The 17,088-nt window shown below is 72.0% G+C and carries 15 protein-coding genes; 12 read left to right on the forward strand and 3 right to left on the reverse strand.

From position 1 onward, the window contains the following. Positions 1 to 373: 373 nt before the first annotated feature. From ACGFY9_RS00890 to ACGFY9_RS00900, 3 genes are all read left to right on the forward strand, one after another. Positions 374 to 1,342 carry a DUF5819 family protein gene (locus ACGFY9_RS00890; RefSeq protein ID WP_393750608.1) on the forward strand — a complete coding sequence of 323 codons (969 nt, stop codon included), beginning with the start codon at positions 374 to 376 and terminating at the stop codon, positions 1,340 to 1,342. Beyond that, entirely contained in the window at positions 1,339 to 2,712 is a 1,374-nt protein-coding gene (locus tag ACGFY9_RS00895; protein ID WP_393750610.1) for an HTTM domain-containing protein, read from the forward strand. Before ACGFY9_RS00890 ends, ACGFY9_RS00895 begins: the two co-directional genes overlap by 4 nt. Positions 2,713 to 2,856: 144 nt before the next feature. Next, positions 2,857 to 3,609 carry a TrmH family RNA methyltransferase gene (locus tag ACGFY9_RS00900; RefSeq protein ID WP_393750612.1) on the forward strand — a complete coding sequence of 251 codons (753 nt, stop codon included), beginning with the start codon at positions 2,857 to 2,859 and terminating at the stop codon, positions 3,607 to 3,609. A 93-nt stretch (positions 3,610 to 3,702) separates the two neighbouring features. Here the strand turns inward: ACGFY9_RS00900 and paaN are convergent, their stop codons facing one another. Next, positions 3,703 to 5,394, reverse strand: coding sequence for a phenylacetic acid degradation protein PaaN (gene paaN, locus ACGFY9_RS00905; protein ID WP_393750614.1), 1,692 nt, complete (start codon positions 5,392 to 5,394; stop codon positions 3,703 to 3,705). 160 nt (positions 5,395 to 5,554) lie between these two features. On the opposite strand from paaN, the gene ACGFY9_RS00910 reads away from it, so the two are divergent. Both ACGFY9_RS00910 and ACGFY9_RS00915 read left to right on the forward strand, forming a co-directional pair. Next, positions 5,555 to 7,069, forward strand: a complete 1,515-nt coding sequence (locus tag ACGFY9_RS00910) for a 3-hydroxyacyl-CoA dehydrogenase (RefSeq protein ID WP_393750616.1) — start codon at positions 5,555 to 5,557, stop codon at positions 7,067 to 7,069. Then, positions 7,066 to 7,656, forward strand: coding sequence for a TetR/AcrR family transcriptional regulator (locus ACGFY9_RS00915; protein WP_033285369.1), 591 nt, complete (start codon positions 7,066 to 7,068; stop codon positions 7,654 to 7,656). The genes ACGFY9_RS00910 and ACGFY9_RS00915 overlap by 4 nt, the downstream gene beginning before the upstream one ends. A gap of 4 nt (positions 7,657 to 7,660) precedes the next feature. On the opposite strand, the gene ACGFY9_RS00920 is transcribed toward ACGFY9_RS00915, so the two are convergent. Further along, on the reverse strand, positions 7,661 to 8,158 hold the full coding sequence (locus ACGFY9_RS00920) for an Lrp/AsnC family transcriptional regulator (protein ID WP_393750618.1): 498 nt from the start codon (positions 8,156 to 8,158) through the stop codon (positions 7,661 to 7,663). A gap of 174 nt (positions 8,159 to 8,332) precedes the next feature. Here ACGFY9_RS00920 and pdhA point away from each other — a divergent pair, with 174 nt between their 5' ends. From pdhA to ACGFY9_RS00955, 7 genes are all read left to right on the forward strand, one after another. Beyond that, a complete protein-coding gene (gene pdhA / locus ACGFY9_RS00925) occupies positions 8,333 to 9,469 on the forward strand; it encodes a pyruvate dehydrogenase (acetyl-transferring) E1 component subunit alpha (protein WP_393750620.1) in 1,137 nt (378 codons plus the stop codon). Further along, the gene (locus ACGFY9_RS00930) at positions 9,466 to 10,470 is read left to right on the forward strand and encodes an alpha-ketoacid dehydrogenase subunit beta (protein ID WP_393750622.1); all 1,005 of its coding nucleotides are present in this window, start codon (positions 9,466 to 9,468) and stop codon (positions 10,468 to 10,470) included. The genes pdhA and ACGFY9_RS00930 overlap by 4 nt, the downstream gene beginning before the upstream one ends. Further along, positions 10,470 to 11,828 (forward strand): dihydrolipoamide acetyltransferase family protein, encoded by a 1,359-nt coding sequence (locus ACGFY9_RS00935; RefSeq protein ID WP_393750624.1) that lies wholly within the window; start codon positions 10,470 to 10,472, stop codon positions 11,826 to 11,828. Before ACGFY9_RS00930 ends, ACGFY9_RS00935 begins: the two co-directional genes overlap by 1 nt. Positions 11,829 to 11,882: 54 nt before the next feature. Next, a complete protein-coding gene (locus ACGFY9_RS00940; protein WP_393750626.1) occupies positions 11,883 to 12,815 on the forward strand; it encodes an NTP transferase domain-containing protein in 933 nt (310 codons plus the stop codon). Further along, positions 12,812 to 14,197 (forward strand): molybdopterin molybdotransferase MoeA, encoded by a 1,386-nt coding sequence (locus tag ACGFY9_RS00945; RefSeq protein ID WP_393750628.1) that lies wholly within the window; start codon positions 12,812 to 12,814, stop codon positions 14,195 to 14,197. Before ACGFY9_RS00940 ends, ACGFY9_RS00945 begins: the two co-directional genes overlap by 4 nt. Beyond that, positions 14,194 to 15,288: a potassium channel family protein gene (locus ACGFY9_RS00950; RefSeq protein WP_393750630.1), complete on the forward strand. Its 1,095-nt coding sequence runs from the start codon at positions 14,194 to 14,196 to the stop codon at positions 15,286 to 15,288. The genes ACGFY9_RS00945 and ACGFY9_RS00950 overlap by 4 nt, the downstream gene beginning before the upstream one ends. 72 nt (positions 15,289 to 15,360) lie before the next feature. Next, entirely contained in the window at positions 15,361 to 16,341 is a 981-nt protein-coding gene (locus ACGFY9_RS00955) for an NAD(P)H-quinone oxidoreductase (RefSeq protein ID WP_393750632.1), read from the forward strand. Between the two features lie 12 nt (positions 16,342 to 16,353). Here ACGFY9_RS00955 and ACGFY9_RS00960 read toward each other — a convergent pair whose 3' ends face one another. Further along, complete coding sequence (locus ACGFY9_RS00960; RefSeq protein ID WP_393750634.1) at positions 16,354 to 16,971, reverse strand: hypothetical protein; 618 nt, start codon at positions 16,969 to 16,971, stop codon at positions 16,354 to 16,356. Between the last annotated feature and the right edge of the window lie 117 nt (positions 16,972 to 17,088).

Below are 17,088 nucleotides of genomic sequence, written 5' to 3' on the forward strand. Positions count from 1 at the left end.
GCGTCAAGATAGAACAGGTTCTAGAAGAAGGGAACGGGCGCACCTCCGGGGTATGCACTACGGGGGTATGTACTGGCGGTCGAGGGTCGTTCGGCATGCGGTCGCAGGGTCGCCGGGCGACCGATCGTTCGGTTCGGGGATTCAATGGTGGGATGCGCCGAGGAGAGGTGTCAACGGCTGTGGATAACCTGCGGGCAGCCGCTGTGGACAACCTGTGTGGCCGGTGAGGCAGAGGACTGTGCCCGGGGCGTGCCCCTGAGTACCGTTCCGTGCGGCGCCGGGGAGTGATAGGCGTGGAGCGGCGCCGGGCCGCGGCCGGGCGGGCGCGGTGGACGGTGGCCGATGGACGGACGGGATTCGGAAACGGGGCGGAATGGACGCGAACGACGGAGGCTCGAACGCCCCCGAGGAAGGCGAGCGGACGCCTGCCTCCGACGAGGGGCCAGGCACGCCAGCCGTACCTGCGGGCCCACGCCCGCCTGCTTCCTCCGACGGCCGACGCCCGCCTGCTTCCTCCGACGGCCGACGCCCGCCTGCCGCTCTGGAGGCCCCGCACCCGCCCGCCGCCTCCAGCTGGCCGCATGTGCCCGCGCAGCAGCCCCCTCATCCGCCGCCGCCCGAGCCACAGGCGCAGCCGCAGCCGTCGTACGACCCCGCGGACGCCCCCACCGCCGTCCCCGCGTACCCCGACGCCCGTATCGGCGTCGCCGCGCTGTCCCTGCGCTATCAGGTCGGTGCCGCGCTGGCGGTCGCGGTCGTCGCGGTGGCCGCGCTCGTCCATCTCGGGATGGTCTTCCTGCACGTCGCGCCGTCGAACACGGTGACGAAGCAGCACGGCAAGGCGATCGACGAATGGATCTACCCGGAGTTCGAGCAGAACTGGAAGCTCTTCGCGCCGAACCCGTTGCAGCAGAACATCGAGGTCCAGGTGCGCGCCGACGTCCGTACCGCGGACGGCACGACCCGTACGACCGGCTGGTACGACCTGTCGGCCGAGGACGGCGCGGCCATCGACGGCAATCTGCTGCCGAGCCACACCGAGCAGAACGAACTGCGCCGGGCTTGGGACTTCCTCACCGCCACGCACGACAACAACAACCGTCCGATCGGCCTGCGCGGCACGCTCGCGGAGACGTATCTGCGGCGCATCGTCGTGCTGCGTCTGGACCGGGACGACGCGGCCGGAAAGGGCGGCGCCGTCCAGCGCGTCCAGGTCCGCTCCCGCACCACCAACGTGCCCCCGCCCGAGTGGAGTGACGAGCAGGTGTCGACCACCCCCCAGTACCGCCTGCTGCCCTGGTGGCCGGTCCCGGCGGACGAGGCCGCGGGAGGCGTCCGGTGAACGGTTTCGCCCTGTCGGTGTCCCGAGGCATCGCCCGCGTCACCGAGTCGGCCCTCGGCCCCTACCAGAGCGCCGTGATCCGCATCGGCTTCGCCGGCACCTGGCTGCTGTTCCTGCTCCGCGAACTGCCCCACCGCCAGGAGCTCTACGGCCCCGACGGACCGTGGAGCTGGGACCTGGCCCGCCAACTGATCGCGGACAACGGCGCGTTCACGGCCCTGATGTGGTGGGACGGGCAGTTCTGGTTCGAGGCGGTGTACGCGCTGGCCGTGCTGGCGAGCGTCCTGCTGCTGCTGGGCTGGCGCACACGCACGATGTCCGTGCTCTTCATGGTCGGCGTGCTCTCTCTGCAGAACCGCAGCGTCTTCATGGGCGACGGCGGCGACAACGTCCTGCACCTGATGTCCCTGTACCTGGTGTTCACCCGCTGCGGCCAGGTCTGGTCCCTGGACGCGCGCCGGGCCGCGCGTACGCGGGAGGCACGCGCGCGTGGGGAGTGGATTTCCGACCGGGTCGGACCCGTCCTGTGGGTCGTCCTCGGCGCGGTGCTCGTCGCGGTGACCGCGGGGGGCCGGTTCGACAGCGACTGGTTCGTGCCCGCGCTCCTGTGGGGCGTCTGGCTGGCGCAGGCCCTGTGGTGGGTCATCGGGCGGTACGCGAAGTCGTACGAGCCCCGGGTGCTGCTCGACATCGTCGCGAACGTGATCCACAACGGCGCGCTGTTCGTGATCGCGAGCGAGGCCTGTCTGATCTACGCGACGGCCGGCTGGTACAAGATCCAGGGTTCCCGCTGGCAGGACGGCACGGCCGTCTACTATCCGCTCCACCTGGACTACTTCTCCCCCTGGCCCGCCCTCGCCGACCTGCTGGCAGGCAACGGCACGATGGTCATGCTCGTGACCTACGGGACCGTGATCGTCCAGGTCGCCTTCCCGTTCACGCTCTTCAACCGACGCGTCAAGAACGTCCTGCTGGCCCTGATGATGACCGAGCACGCCGTGATCGCCGTGCTCCTGGGGCTGCCGTTCTTCTCCCTGGCGATGATCGCGACGGACGCGGTCTTCCTGCCGACGTCGTTCCTGCGGAAGCTCGGCGGGTGGGCGGCACGCGCGCGTGGGCGGGTGTTCTCCGCAGGCGGCCCAGTGCTGCTCCCCGAAGGGGATGGCTCCGCCTCACTCCCGGAGAGCGGTTCTACGGTGTCCTCCGCGGCCGGTCCTACGGCGTCCTCCGTACCCGGTGGTTCTACGACGCGCCCCGAGGGCGCCCCCACGCCGCCGCGTCGGCGCCCCGAGGATTCGGGCGCAGCACCGGAGGACCCTGGTACCCAGGGGAGCCCCGCGCCCCGGACGACTCCGAGCACACCGACGTAGGCAGAGAGGGCCACGGCCCGCTCAACGAGGCCAGGCACGCGCCCACGGGGCCGCGAAGCACAGCCGCACAGGTCGCAGCGCACCCGCGGAGCCCGGGTGCACGCACCCGCTTCGGCCGCGCCGCACCCACGTAGGCTGCACCCCATGACCGCCCCCGCCGCAGCCACCTGGCACCGGCTAGCCGAAATCTCCGTGCTGCTCGACGGCTTCCACGCCCTCAAGCACGCGCTGCGCTTCGGGGCCGAGGTCCCCATGGCGGTCACCACGGACCGGCGGGCGGCCCTCGCCCTCGCCGACGACCTGGCCCCCGACGTACGGGACACCCTGGACGTGTTGCTGACGGAGGTACCGGAGGACACGTACCGGTCCTTCGTGCCGCGCCCGCACCCCACCGCAGTGGCAGCCCTGGCCGTACGTCCCGCGCGCGAGGGCAATCTCCAGAAGCTCGCGCACACGCCCCGCACCGCGCCCGTCGTCGTCCTCGACAACCCGCGCAACCTGGGCAACGCCGGGGCCGTGATCCGGCTCGCCGCCGGTTTCGGGGTGACCGGGGTGGTCACCACCGGGACGCTCGACCCCTGGCATCCCACGGTCGTGCGCGCCGGCGCCGGCCTGCACTACGCGACCGCCGTGGAGCGGCTGACCGTGGCAGAACTGCCCCCTGGCCCGGTGTTCGCCCTCGACCCGGAGGGCGACGACATCCGGGCCCTGAAGCTCCCGGACGACGCCGTCCTCGCCTTCGGCTCAGAGCGCAGCGGCCTCTCCGCCGAACTACGCGCCCGCACCGACCACTTGGTGTCTCTCCCAATGCGCCCCCAGGTCTCCAGCTACAACCTGGCGACGAGCGTGGCCATGACCCTTTACCACTGGAGCACGTCCACTGCAGCGCCCCTTTAGGGGCGCGGGGCTGTGTCGATATGCGGCTCCGCCGCGTGGGCGCGACAAGCCACAACGAACCGGCACTCGCGCAGACACCGAACCCCCGAGCTCTCAGGCGTCCCGACGAACCTCGACGACCCGGAACCGATTGGCGACAAACGCCCCATCACACAGCGCCGCATTGGCAGCCGGGTTGCCACCCGACCCGTGGAAGTCGGAGAACGCGGCAGTCTGATTGACGAACACCCCACCCGTCAGGTTCAGCGACAACTGGGCGGCCTCCTCAAGGCAGACCTCCTCAACCGCAGCCTCAACCCCGGCGTCAGTCGTGTACGCCCCGACAGTCATCGCCCCCTTCTCCCGCACCGTCCGCCGCAGCAGCTCCACCGCGTCGGAGGCCGAGTCGACCGCGACGGCGAAGGACACCGGCCCGAAGCACTCGCTCATGTAGGCGGCCTCGTCGTCCGGCTTCGCACCGTCCAGCTTCACGATCACCGGGGTACGGACGACCGCGTCCGGGAACTCCGGGTTGGTGATCTCCCGTGAGGCGAGGGCGACTTCACCCAGGCCGGCGGCCGCCTCCAGGCGGGCCTTCACGTCCGGGTTGACCAGTGCGCCGAGCAGGCCGTTCGCGCGCGCGTCGTCGCCGAGAAGACCGTCCACGGACCGCGCGAGGTCGGCGACCACCTCGTCGAAGGACTTGGGGCCCTGGTCGGTGACGATGCCGTCCCGGGGGATCAGCAGGTTCTGCGGGGTCGTGCACATCTGGCCGCTGTACAGCGACAGGGAGAACGCCAGGTTGGACAGCATCCCCTTGTAGTCGTCGGTCGACTCCACGACGACCGTGTTGACGCCGGCCTTCTCCGTGTAGACCTGCGCCTGGCGGGCGTTGGCCTCCAGCCAGTCGCCGAAGCCCGTCGACCCCGTGTAGTCGATGATCCGGATCTCGGGGCGGGTGGCCAGCGCCTTGGCGATGCCCTCGCCGGGACGCTCGGCGGCCAGCGCCACCAGGTTCGGGTCGAAGCCGGCCTCGGTGAGCACCTCGCGGGCGATCCGCACCGTGAGCGCGAGCGGCAGCACCGCGCGCGGGTGGGGCTTCACCAGGACCGCGTTGCCGGTGGCGAGGGAGGCGAACAGGCCCGGATAGCCGTTCCACGTCGGGAAGGTGTTGCAGCCGATGACCAGGGCGGTCCCGCGCGGCACCGGCGTGAACTGCTTGTTCATCACGAGCGGGTCGCGCTTGCCCTGCGGCTTGGTCCACTCCGCGACGGAGGGGGTGCGGACCTGCTCCGCGTACGCGTACGCCACCGCCTCCAGGCCGCGGTCCTGGGCGTGCGGGCCGCCCGCCTGGAACGCCATCATGAAGGCCTGGCCGCTGGTGTGCATGACCGCGTGCGCGAACTCGTGCGTCCGGTCGCTGATCCGCTTGAGGATCTCGATGGAGGCCACGGCACGCGCCTCCGCGCCCGCGTACCGCCACGCCCGCTGCCCGGCGCGCATGGCCGGCAGCAGGACGTCGAGGTCCGCGTGCGGGTACGTCACGCCCAACTCGATGCCGTACGGCGACACTTCGCCGCCCACCCAGTCGTCCGTGCCGGGCTGGCGGAGGTCGAGGCGGGTGCCCAGGACGGCGTCGAAGGCGGCCTTGCCCGCCGCCGCGTCCAGGCTGCCGTGCTCACCGTAGGCCTTGGGGTGCTCGGGGTGCGGGGACCAGTACGCGCGTGTGCGGATCGCTTCCAGCGCCTGGTCGAGTGTCGGCCGGTGCCGGGCGATCAGCTCGGGCGCGGTCAGTTCGGCGGCCATGCGGGACCAACTCCTCGTTTCAAGAACTCGTCTGCGAGCTCATGACCTGGGCAGAGACTTGGGCGGAAACTGGCAGTCAGAGTTAGAGTAACCGAACGATCGGTCGGGACAAGGGGGTCCGCCGCATCTGTGGAAAACCCTGTGCGGGAGGATCGCGCACATGACAGCACTCGACCTCAGCAGCCCCGTGGCCGTCGTCGGCACCGGCACCATGGGCCAGGGCATCGCCCAGGTCGCGCTGACCGCGGGCCACGTCGTACGGCTGTACGACGCAGTCCCCGGGCGGGCCCGGGACGCGACCGCCGCGATCGGCGCCCGGCTCGACCGGCTGGTCGAGAAGGACCGGCTCACCGCCGCCGACCGGGACGCCGCACACGCCCGTCTGCTGCCCGCCGAGGCCCTGCCCGACCTCGCGGACTGCACCCTCGTCGTCGAGGCCGTGCTGGAGCGGCTGGACGTCAAGCAGCAGCTGATGCGCGACCTGGAGGACATCGTCGGCGAGGACTGTCTGCTCGCCACCAACACCTCGTCCCTGTCGGTGACGGCCATCGGCGCCGCCCTGCGCAACCCCGGCCGCTTCGTCGGCCTGCACTTCTTCAACCCGGCGCCGCTGCTGCCGCTCGTCGAGGTCGTCTCCGGGTTCGCCACCGACGTCTCGTCGGCCACGCGCGCGTACGAGATGTCCCGCGCCTGGGGCAAGACCCCCGTGGCCTGCGCCGACACCCCTGGATTCATCGTCAACCGCATCGCCCGGCCTTTCTACGCCGAGGCCTTCGCGGTCTACGAGGCACAGGCCGCCGACCCGGCCACCATCGACGCCGTCCTGCGCGAGTCCGGCGGCTTCAAGATGGGCGCCTTCGAACTGACCGACCTCATCGGGCAGGACGTCAACGAGGCCGTCACCCACTCCGTGTGGCAGTCCTTCTTCCAGGACGTGCGCTTCACGCCCTCCCTCGCGCAGCGCCGCCTGGTCGAGTCCGGCCGCCTCGGCCGCAAGACCGGACACGGCTGGTACGACCACGGGGACGACGCCGAGCTGCCCGAGCCGCACACCGCGGAACCGGCCCAGGCGCCCGCGTACGTCGTCGTGGAGGGCGACCTGGGCCCCGCCGCAGAGCTGGTCGCGCTGATCCGCGAGGCGGGCATCGTCGTCCGCGAGGAGGAAGAGGACCACGGCACCCGGATGGTGCTGCCCGGCGGCGGTCAGCTGGCGCTCGCCGACGGACAGACCTCCGTGGAGTTCCGGGACGTCGTCTACTTCGACCTCGCCCTCGACTACCGCAGGGCCGGCCGCATCGCCCTGTCCGCCTCCCAGGACACCGCGTCAGGGACCCTCTCCGAGGCGATCGGCCTCTTCCAGGCGCTCGGCAAGAACGTCAGCGTCGTGGGCGACGCCCCCGGGATGATCGTCGCCCGCACGGTGGCCCGGATCGTCGACCTGGCGCACGACGCCGTCGCCAAGGGCGTCGCCACCGAGGAGGACGTCGACACCGCGATGCGCCTGGGTGTCAACTACCCTCTGGGTCCGTTCGAATGGAGCCGCAGGCTCGGCCGCAGCTGGGCCTACGACCTGCTGGACGACCTGCACCTGCGTGATCCGTCGGGACGGTACGCGCCGTCCCTGGCGCTCTACCGCCACGCGTACGCCACCGAGAAGCGGGAGGGCACCCCATGACCACCGCCAAGCGCGACACGTACACCCCGGAGACCCTGCTCAACGTCGCCGTCCAGGTCTTCATCGAGCGCGGCTACGACGGCACCTCCATGGAGCACCTCGCCAAGGCGGCCGGTATCTCCAAGTCGTCGATCTACCACCACGTCACCGGCAAGGAGGAACTGCTCCGCCGCGCGGTCAGCCGCGCCCTGGACGGTCTCTTCGGGATCCTCGACGAGGAGCACGCGCGCGTGGGGCGCGCCGTCGAGCGGCTGGAGTACGTCGTGCGGCGGATGGTCGAGGTGCTGACCTCCGAACTGCCGTACGTGACGCTGCTGCTGCGGGTGCGCGGCAACACCGACACCGAGCGGTGGGCCCTGGAGCGGCGGCGGGACTTCGACCACCGGGTGGCCGACCTGCTGAAGGCCGCGGCGGCCGACGGCGATCTGCGCGGTGACGTGGAGGTGCGGCTCGCGACCCGGCTCGTCTTCGGGATGATCAACTCCATCGTGGAGTGGTACCGGCCCGACGCGCGGGGCATGGGCGAGCGCGAAGTGACCGACGCGGTGGCCCAGTTGGTCTTCTCCGGGCTGCGCAACCCGGCCTAGCGGGTCAGCCCTGGGGCTCCAGGTCCTCCTCCTCGAAGACCAGCAGCGTGCGCGAGCTGAGCACCTCGGGGATCGCCTGGAGCCGGGTGAGCACCAGCTCGCGCAGCGCCCGGTTGTCCGGCGTGTGCACCAGCAGCAGGACGTCGAAGTCGCCGCCCACCAGCGCGATGTGCGAGGCCCCCGGGAGGAGTCTCAGCTGCTCGCGGACCGTGCGCCAGGAGTTCTGCACGATCTTCAGAGTGATGTACGCAGACGTGCCCTGACCGGCGCGTTCATGGTCGACCCGGGCGCCGAAGCCGCGGATGACACCGTCCTCGATGAGCCGGTTGATCCGCGCGTAGGCGTTGGCGCGCGAGACGTGCACCCGTTCGGCGACCGACCTTATCGACGCGCGGCCGTCCGCCTGGAGCATCTGCAGGATGTCCTGATCAATGGCGTCCAGCGGACGCGGCGGCGGGGCGTTGCCCGCCTCCGGGCCTTCGGCCATTTGTTCAGGTGCCATGTCCCCCCGCCTCCCTACCATGGACGTACTGCGTTCATTTCAGGTTGTGGAGAACCGTTTGTCCACAGCCTGGAGGTGCCTGTAGCCAAAATGTGCCGACGACCGAACAATCGGTAGGGAGGCGCGGCACGTCCGACGCGTCTCTCCGAGCCACTCCCACGAGGAGGTGCCGTCATGACGGTCATGGAGCAGCGGGGCGCGTACCGGCCCACACCGCCGCCCGCCTGGCAGCCGCGCACGGACCCCGCGCCGCTGCTGCCCGACACCGCGCCGTACCGCGTGCTCGGCACCGAGGCGGCCGCGCAGGCCGACCCCGATCTGCTGCGCCGGCTCTACGCCGAGCTGGTGCGCGGCCGCCGGTACAACGCGCAGGCCACCGCCCTCACCAAGCAGGGCCGGCTCGCCGTGTACCCCTCCACCACCGGCCAGGAGGCCTGCGAGGTCGCCGCCGCGCTGGTCCTCCAGGAGCAGGACTGGCTCTTCCCCAGCTACCGCGACACCCTTGCAGCCGTCGCCCGCGGCCTCGACCCCGTGCAGGCCCTCACCCTGCTGCGCGGCGACTGGCACACCGGCTACGACCCGCGCGAGCACCGCGTCGCCCCCCTGAGCACCCCGCTCGCCACCCAGCTCCCGCACGCCGTCGGCCTCGCCCACGCGGCCCGCCTCAAGGGCGACGACGTGGTCGCCCTCGCCCTGGTCGGCGACGGCGGCACCAGCGAGGGCGACTTCCACGAGGCGCTGAACTTCGCCGCCGTCTGGCAGGCCCCGGTCGTCTTCCTCGTCCAGAACAACGGCTTCGCGATCTCGGTACCGCTCGCCAAGCAGACCGCGGCCCCCTCCCTGGCCCACAAGGCCGTCGGCTACGGCATGCCCGGCCGCCTCGTCGACGGCAACGACGCGGTCGCCGTGCACGACGTCCTCGCCGACGCCGTACGGCACGCGCGCGAGGGCGGCGGTCCCACGCTCGTCGAGGCCATCACGTACCGCATCGAGGCCCACACCAACGCCGACGACGCGACGCGCTACCGCGGCGACACCGAGGTCGAGGCATGGCGCGCCCACGACCCGATCGCCCTCCTGGAGCACGAACTCACCGAGCGCGGACTCATCGACGAGGACGGCATCAAGGCCGCGCGCGACGCCGCCGAGACCATGGCGGCCGAACTGCGCGCGCACATGAACCAGGACCCGGTGCTCGACCCCATGGACCTGTTCGCCCACGTGTACGCCGAGCCCACCCCCCAACTGCGCGAACAGCGCGAACAGTTGGCGGCGGAGCTGGCGGCCGAACGGGAGGGGACGCACTCATGACCACCGTCGCCCTCAAGCCCGCCACCATGGCGCAGGCCCTCACGCGCGCGTTGCGCGACGCCATGGCCGCCGACCCCGCGGTGCACGTCATGGGCGAGGACGTCGGCACCCTCGGCGGCGTCTTCCGGGTCACCGACGGACTCGCCAAGGAGTTCGGCGAGGACCGCTGCACGGACACCCCCCTCGCCGAGGCGGGCATCCTCGGCACGGCCGTCGGCATGGCGATGTACGGCCTGCGCCCGGTCGTGGAGATGCAGTTCGACGCCTTCGCCTACCCGGCGTTCGAGCAACTGATCAGCCACGTCTCCCGCATGCGCAACCGCACCCGCGGCGCCATGCCCCTCCCGATCACCATCCGCGTCCCCTACGGCGGCGGCATCGGCGGCGTCGAGCACCACAGCGACTCCTCCGAGGCCTACTACATGGCGACCCCGGGCCTCCACGTAGTCACCCCCGCGACGGTCGCCGACGCCTACGGACTCCTACGGGCCTCGATCGCCTCCGACGACCCGGTCGTCTTCCTGGAGCCCAAGCGCCTGTACTGGTCGAAGGACACCTGGAACCCCGACGAGCCCACATCCGTCGACCCGATCGGCCGCGCGGTCGTACGCCGCCCCGGCCGCAGCGCCACGCTCATCACCTACGGCCCGTCCCTGCCCGCCTGCCTCGAAGCCGCCGAGGCCGCCCGGGCCGAGGGCTGGGACCTCGAAGTCGTCGACCTGCGCTCCCTGGTCCCGTTCGACGACGAGACGGTCTGCGCGTCCGTACGGCGGACCGGCCGCGCCCTCGTCGTGCACGAGTCGGGCGGCTACGGCGGCCCCGGCGGCGAGATCGCGGCCCGTGTCACCGAGCGCTGCTTCCACCACCTGGAGGCGCCGGTGCTGCGCGTCGCCGGGTTCGACATCCCGTATCCGCCGCCGATGCTGGAGCGGCACCATCTGCCCGGCGTCGACCGGATCCTGGACGCCGTGGGCCGGCTCCAGTGGGAGGCGGACAACTGATGGCACAGGTGCTGGAGTTCAAGCTCCCCGACCTCGGCGAGGGTCTCACCGAGGCGGAGATCGTGCGCTGGCTGGTCGAGGTCGGCGACGTCGTCGCCATCGACCAACCCGTCGTCGAGGTCGAGACGGCCAAGGCGATGGTCGAGGTGCCATGTCCCTACGGCGGTGTCGTCACGGCCCGCTTCGGCGAGGAGGGCACGGAACTGCCTGTGGGTTCCCCGCTGTTGACGGTCGCGGTGGGGGCACCGGCCTCCGACGTCGGGACTGAGACCGAGGGCTCGGGGAACGTGCTGGTGGGCTACGGCACGGGGGCGCCTCCGGCGCGGCGGCGCAGGGTACGGCGGATGGCGGCGGATGTCGTGACGTCGGTGGCGGACGCCCCCGCCCCCGCTCCTGCCGCCGGGACCGGCGGTCGCGACGACGGTCCCGTACCCGTGATCTCACCCCTCGTACGACGACTCGCCCGCGAGAACGGCCTGGAACTGCGGGAGTTGACGGGTTCCGGACGGGACGGGCTGATTCTCCGGGCGGACGTCGAGCAGGCGCTCCGCGCGGCGGCGGCCCAGGAGGCGACCGCCCAGGAAGCGACACTCCTGCCTCCGGCCACGGTCCCCGACCCCAAGGCCACGCTCCCCGAGTCGCAGGCCGCGCCCGCGACCCCCACCGACGGAGTCACCCGCACGCCCCTCCGCGGCATCCGGGGCGCCGTGGCCGACAAGCTCTCCCGCAGCCGCCGCGAGATCCCCGACGCGACCTGCTGGGTGGACGCCGACGCGACGGAGCTGATGCGCGCCCGCGCGGCCATGAACGCCGCCGGTGGACCCAAGATCTCCGTGCTGGCCCTCCTCGCCAGGATCTGCACGGCCGCGCTGGCCCGGTTCCCCGAGCTCAACTCCAGCGTGGACATGGACGCGAGGGAGATCGTCCGGTTCGACCGGGTCCACCTCGGCTTCGCCGCGCAGACCGAGCGCGGGCTGGTCGTACCCGTCGTACGGGACGCGCACACGCGGGACGCGGAGGCACTGAGCGCGGAGTTCGCCCGGCTCACCGAGGCCGCCCGGACCGGGGCACTCACACCCGGGGACCTCACCGGCGGCACCTTCACGCTCAACAACTACGGGGTGTTCGGCGTCGACGGTTCCACGCCGATCATCAACCACCCCGAGGCCGCCATGCTCGGCGTCGGCCGTATCGTCCCCAAACCGTGGGTGCACGAGGGCGAGCTGGCGGTGCGGCAGGTCGTCCAGCTCTCGCTCACCTTCGACCACCGGGTGTGCGACGGCGGCACGGCGGGCGGTTTCCTGCGGTATGTGGCGGACTGCGTGGAACAGCCTGCGGTACTGCTGCGCAACCTGTGATCACGGCGGCGCGGGCGAGTTCCCTGTGATCAGAGAGGGACGCATACTCGGGAGGTGACCGCGTACGAGCCCCCCGACGCCGCACCTGCCGTCGCCTACGACGCCGTCGTGCTCGCCGGTGGTGCCGCCCGGCGGCTCGGTGGTGCCGACAAGCCCGGTCTGCGGGTGGGCGGCCGGGCGCTGCTCGACCGGGTGCTCCGTGCCTGTGCCGATGCCGGGACCACGGTCGTCGTGGCCGACCCGAGACCCACCGCGCGGCCGGTGCGCTGGGCGCGTGAGGATCCGCCAGGTGCGGGTCCGGTCGCCGCGCTCGATGCCGGGCTGCGGCACACCACCGCCGAGACCGTCGTGATCCTCTCGGCCGACCTGCCGTTCCTCGAAGTGGCCACCGTACGGCGGCTGTTGACCGCTCTGCGGAGCAGTGGCGCCGAAGGGGTGCTGCTCACCGACGCCGACGGGCGTGACCAGCCGCTCGTGGCCGCGTACCGCGCGTCGGCGCTCCGCCGGGAGCTGACCGCACTCACCAATGAGCATGGCGGACTCACCGGTCTGCCCCTGCGTCGGCTCACCGCCGCGCTCGAACTCACCCGCGTCCCCGACCCCGTCGCGTCCTTCGACTGCGACACCTGGGACGACCTCGCCACCGCCAGGGCACGCATCAGGGAGCATGGGCACGTGTTGGATGAATGGATTTCCGCAGTCAAGGACGAACTGGGCATCGACCTGGACGTCGACACCGGCATCCTGCTCGACCTCGCCCGCGACGCAGCCCACGGGGTGGCCAGGCCCGCCGCGCCGCTGACCACCTTCCTGGTCGGCTATGCGGCGGCGCAGGGCAAGGGCGGCCCCGAAGCCGTGGCCGAGGCCGCCCGCAAGGCCGCCGCCCTCGCGCTGCGCTGGGCCGACGAGGACACCCCGGAAGCCCCGTCGTCCGAGGCCAAAGCCGATGCCCCACAGGCCGCTCCGGGTCCGGACGTCGCCGGATGAGCGCGCGCGGTGTTCACGCCGGCGAGCACGCCCAGGACGCCGAGGACCTCGACGTCGAGGAGGTCCTCGCCCTGGTGAACGAAGGCAGCACCGGCTCCGGCGACCGCGCCGTGCCCTCGCCCTCGGCCTCCGCCGCGCACTCACCGCAGGGCACCCCGCGCAAGCCCGACACCGGCCGGCACAAGGCCACCCCCTGGCCCGAGGCCCGCGCGATCGCCGGCCGCGCCGCACGCGCCGGTTCCCGCCGCGCCCCCGTCTCCGTGACCCTCGACTCCGCCCTCGGTCTCGTCCTGGCCGCACCGCTCGTCGCCCTGAGCGACCTGCCCTCGTTCGACACCTCGGCGATGGACGGCTGGGCGGTCGCGGGCCCCGGCCCCTGGGCCGTACGTGAGGACGGGGCGCTTGCCGGGCACGCGCGGTCCGAGCCGCTCAGCGACGGCGAGGCCGTACGGATCGCGACCGGGGCCCGGGTCCCCGCCGATGCCACCGCCGTCATCCGCAGCGAACATGGCCGCACCGACGACAAGGGCCGGCTCCATGCGGCCCGGGACATCGGGCACGGCCAGGACATCCGACCACGCGGCCAGGAGTGCCGCAGCGGCGACCAGCTGCTGCCCGGCGGCACGCTCGTCACCCCGGCGGTGCTCGGCCTCGCCGCGGCAGCCGGGTACGACACGCTCACCGTCGTACCCCGCCCCCGGGTCGAAGTCCTCATCCTGGGCGACGAGTTGCTCACCGAGGGACTGCCCCGGGACGGGCTCATCCGGGACGCGCTCGGGCCGATGCTGCCGTCCTGGCTGCGCGCGCTCGGCGCCGAGGTCACCGCGGTCCGCCGGCTCCGCGACGACGCGAAGGCGCTGCACAAGGCCATCACGGGCAGCAGCGCCGACCTCATCGTCACCACCGGCGGCACCGCCTCCGGCCCGGTCGACCACGTCCACCCCACCCTGCGCGGCATGGGCGCCGAGCTCCTGGTGGACGGCGTGAAGGTACGCCCCGGCCACCCCATGCTGCTGGCCCGCATCAAGGAGGACCAGCTCCTCGTCGGCCTGCCCGGCAACCCCCTCGCGGCGATCTCCGGTCTGCTCACCCTCGCCGAACCGCTGCTGCGGACTCTGTCGGCACACCCCGCCCCGGAGCCGTACGAGCTGCCCCTCCAGGACGCGGTGCACGGGCACCCGTACGACACCCGACTCATCCCCGCCGTCCTGCGCGGCGACTCTGCCGTGCCGCTGCACTACAACGGCCCGGCCATGCTGCGCGGGATCGCGGCGGCCGACGCGCTCGCGGTCGTACCGCCGGGTGGTGCGCGGCAGGGACAGCAGGCGGAGCTCATCGATCTGCCCTGGGCGGCCGCCGGGATCGGGGTGTGTTTCACGTGAAACAGTCGGGCCATGATGCGATCGCCCGCCAGGCGGACGAACATCTCGTGACCCATCGGGTGGAACTCCCGAAGAAAGTGGTCGAGCACCCCTTTCAGCAGGTCGCCAAACGGCTGTCCATCGCGCTGTTCCTGCTCGTCGCGACCGCGTTGATCGTCTACGCCGATCACGAGGGCTACAACGACAACTCGGACGGCTCGGTCGACTTCCTCGACGCCTTCTACTACGCCACGGTCACCCTCTCGACCACCGGCTACGGCGACATCACCCCGGTCAGCGACGGAGCCCGGCTCACCAACATCCTCGTCGTCACGCCGCTGCGCGTGTTCTTCCTGATCGTCCTCGTCGGCACCACCCTCGAAGTCCTCACCGAACGCACGCGGGAGGAATGGCGTCTCAACCGCTGGAGGTCCACGTTGCGGGATCACACCGTCGTCATCGGCTTCGGGACGAAGGGGCGGTCCGCGATCCAGACCGTGTGCGCGACCGGACTGAAGAAGGAACAGGTCGTCGTGGTCGACCTCAGCGGGAAGGCGATCGAGGCGGCGAGCAGTCAGGGCTACGTCGGGGTCGTCGGGGACGCCACCCGCAGCGAGGTCCTCAAGCGCGCCGAGGTGCACAAGGCGCGGCAGATCATCATCGCGACCCAGCGCGACGACACGGCCGTGCTGGTGACCCTCACGGCCCGGCAGCTCAACCGGGGCGCGAAGATCGTGGCCGCCGTCCGCGAGGAGGAGAACGCGCCGCTGCTCAAGCAGTCCGGCGCCGACGCCGTCATCACCAGCGCCAGCGCGGCCGGCCGCCTGCTCGGCCTGTCCGTGCTCAGCCCCGCCGCCGGCATGGTCATGGAGGACCTCATCCAGCAGGGCAGCGGACTCGACATGACCGAACGCCCGGTCATAAAGGCCGAGGTCGGCAAGTCGCCGCGCGACACGGACGACCTGGTGGTGAGCGTCGTCCGCGGGCACCGGGTGCTCGGCTACGACGACCCGGCCATCGGGACCCTTCAGCTGACGGACCGGCTCATCACGATCGTGCGGGTGTCGCCCGGTTCGCAGGTCGCGCCGGACACCCGGCCGCTGCCGGAGTGACACGCCCTCGACCGCTGCCTCAGTGACACGCCTTCGGCGGTCGGCTGTATGACGAGGAGTAGCGTCGGCCTCATGCATGCGATCACGATTTCCGAACCTGGTGGGCCCGAGGCACTGGTGTGGGGCGAGGTCCCCGATCCGGCCGCCGGCGAGGGCGAGGTACTGGTCGAGGTGGTGGCCAGCGCCGTCAACCGGGCCGACATCATGCAACGCCAGGGCTTCTACGACCCGCCGCCCGGTGCTTCCTCCTATCCCGGCCTCGAATGCTCCGGCCGGATCACCGAGATCGGCCCCGGGGTGTCCGGCTGGTCGGTCGGCGACGAGGTGTGCGCGCTGCTCGCGGGCGGCGGTTACGCCGAGAAGGTCGCCGTTCCGGCCGGGCAGCTGCTGCCCGTGCCCGCCGGTCTCGACCTGAAGCAGGCCGCCGCACTGCCCGAGGTGGTCTGCACGGTCTGGTCGAACGTCTTCATGGTCGCCCACCTCCGCCCCGCCGAGACGCTCCTCGTGCACGGCGGCTCCAGCGGCATCGGCACCATGGCGATCCAGCTCGCGAAGGCCGTAGGCGCCAAAGTCGCCGTCACCGCGGGCACCAAGGACAAGCTCGACTACTGCGCCGAACTGGGCGCCGACATCCTCATCAACTACCGCGAGCAGGACTTCGTCGCCGAGATCCAGCAGGCCACGGGCGGTGCGGGCGCCGACGTCATCCTCGACAACATGGGCGCCAAGTACCTGGACCGCAACGTCCGGGCCCTCGCCGTCAACGGGCGGCTCGCGATCATCGGGATGCAGGGCGGCATCAAGGCCGAGCTGAACATCGCCGCGCTTCTCGGCAAGCGGGCCGCGATCAGCGCGACCTCGCTGCGGGCCCGCCCGCTCGGCGAGAAGGCGGCCATCGTCGCCGCCGTACGCGAGCATGTGTGGCCGCTGATCGAGGCCGGTCAGATCCGGCCGGTCGTCGACCGGGAGCTGCCGATGAGCGAGGCGGGGACCGCGCACCAGGTGCTGGAGGACAGCGGGCACATCGGAAAGGTGCTGCTCGTCGTGCCGTAGGCCGGGCAGCTCCTAGCCACGGCGTACCCGGAGAGCGATGAAGGCCAGGCCCAGGCCGAGCCCGATGAGGATCAGGCCGGTGCCCAGCGGCAGGATCCGCAGCACGGGCTCGGCGGGGTCCTCGGCGTGGGCGACGGTCTGGTGCGGGGGCTGGAGGGGCGGGGAGGTCGGCACGGGGGCGGCCTCCTGGGAGGACGGGGAGTCGGCCGGCGTAGGGCCGGCGGGGCTGGCCGAGGGGCTCCCGTCGTCGTCAGCGTCCGCCGTCAGCCCAGCTGTGTCATCGCCGTCGCCCTCGCCCGCACCTCCGCTCTCGTCCTCGTCGGCGGTCGGCTCCGCGGTACGTCCCGGCCGTTCCCGTCCTTCGCCCGCCTGGCTTCCGGCCCTGGAGGGATCGGGGGAGGCGTGGGCGGCGTCGGGGCCGGAAGCAGGCCTCAAGGCGGAGGCCGAGGCGACAGCGGCCGCCGTGACCGCAACCCGACCACCCCCGGCACCACCGGTGCTCGCACCGCTCTCCGCCTCCACCCCGTACGCCAGAACAGCTCCGTACGCCGGAACACCCCCGCACGGATTCACCACCGCAGCCGTGCCCAGCACAAGCAGCAGTCCCGTTGTACGCAGCCATGGAGTCACGTCCGTGACCCCCTCCCGAGCCGAGGCGGCAAGATCGACGCAACCAGCGTCACATCGGGCGGCCGCTCCGGCACTCCGGGTTCGGCCATGCGGAAACCGTGGATCACCTTTCGAGGG

It is taken from the genome of Streptomyces sp. NPDC048504 (assembly GCF_043200035.1).
Taxonomy (GTDB): domain Bacteria; phylum Actinomycetota; class Actinomycetes; order Streptomycetales; family Streptomycetaceae; genus Streptomyces.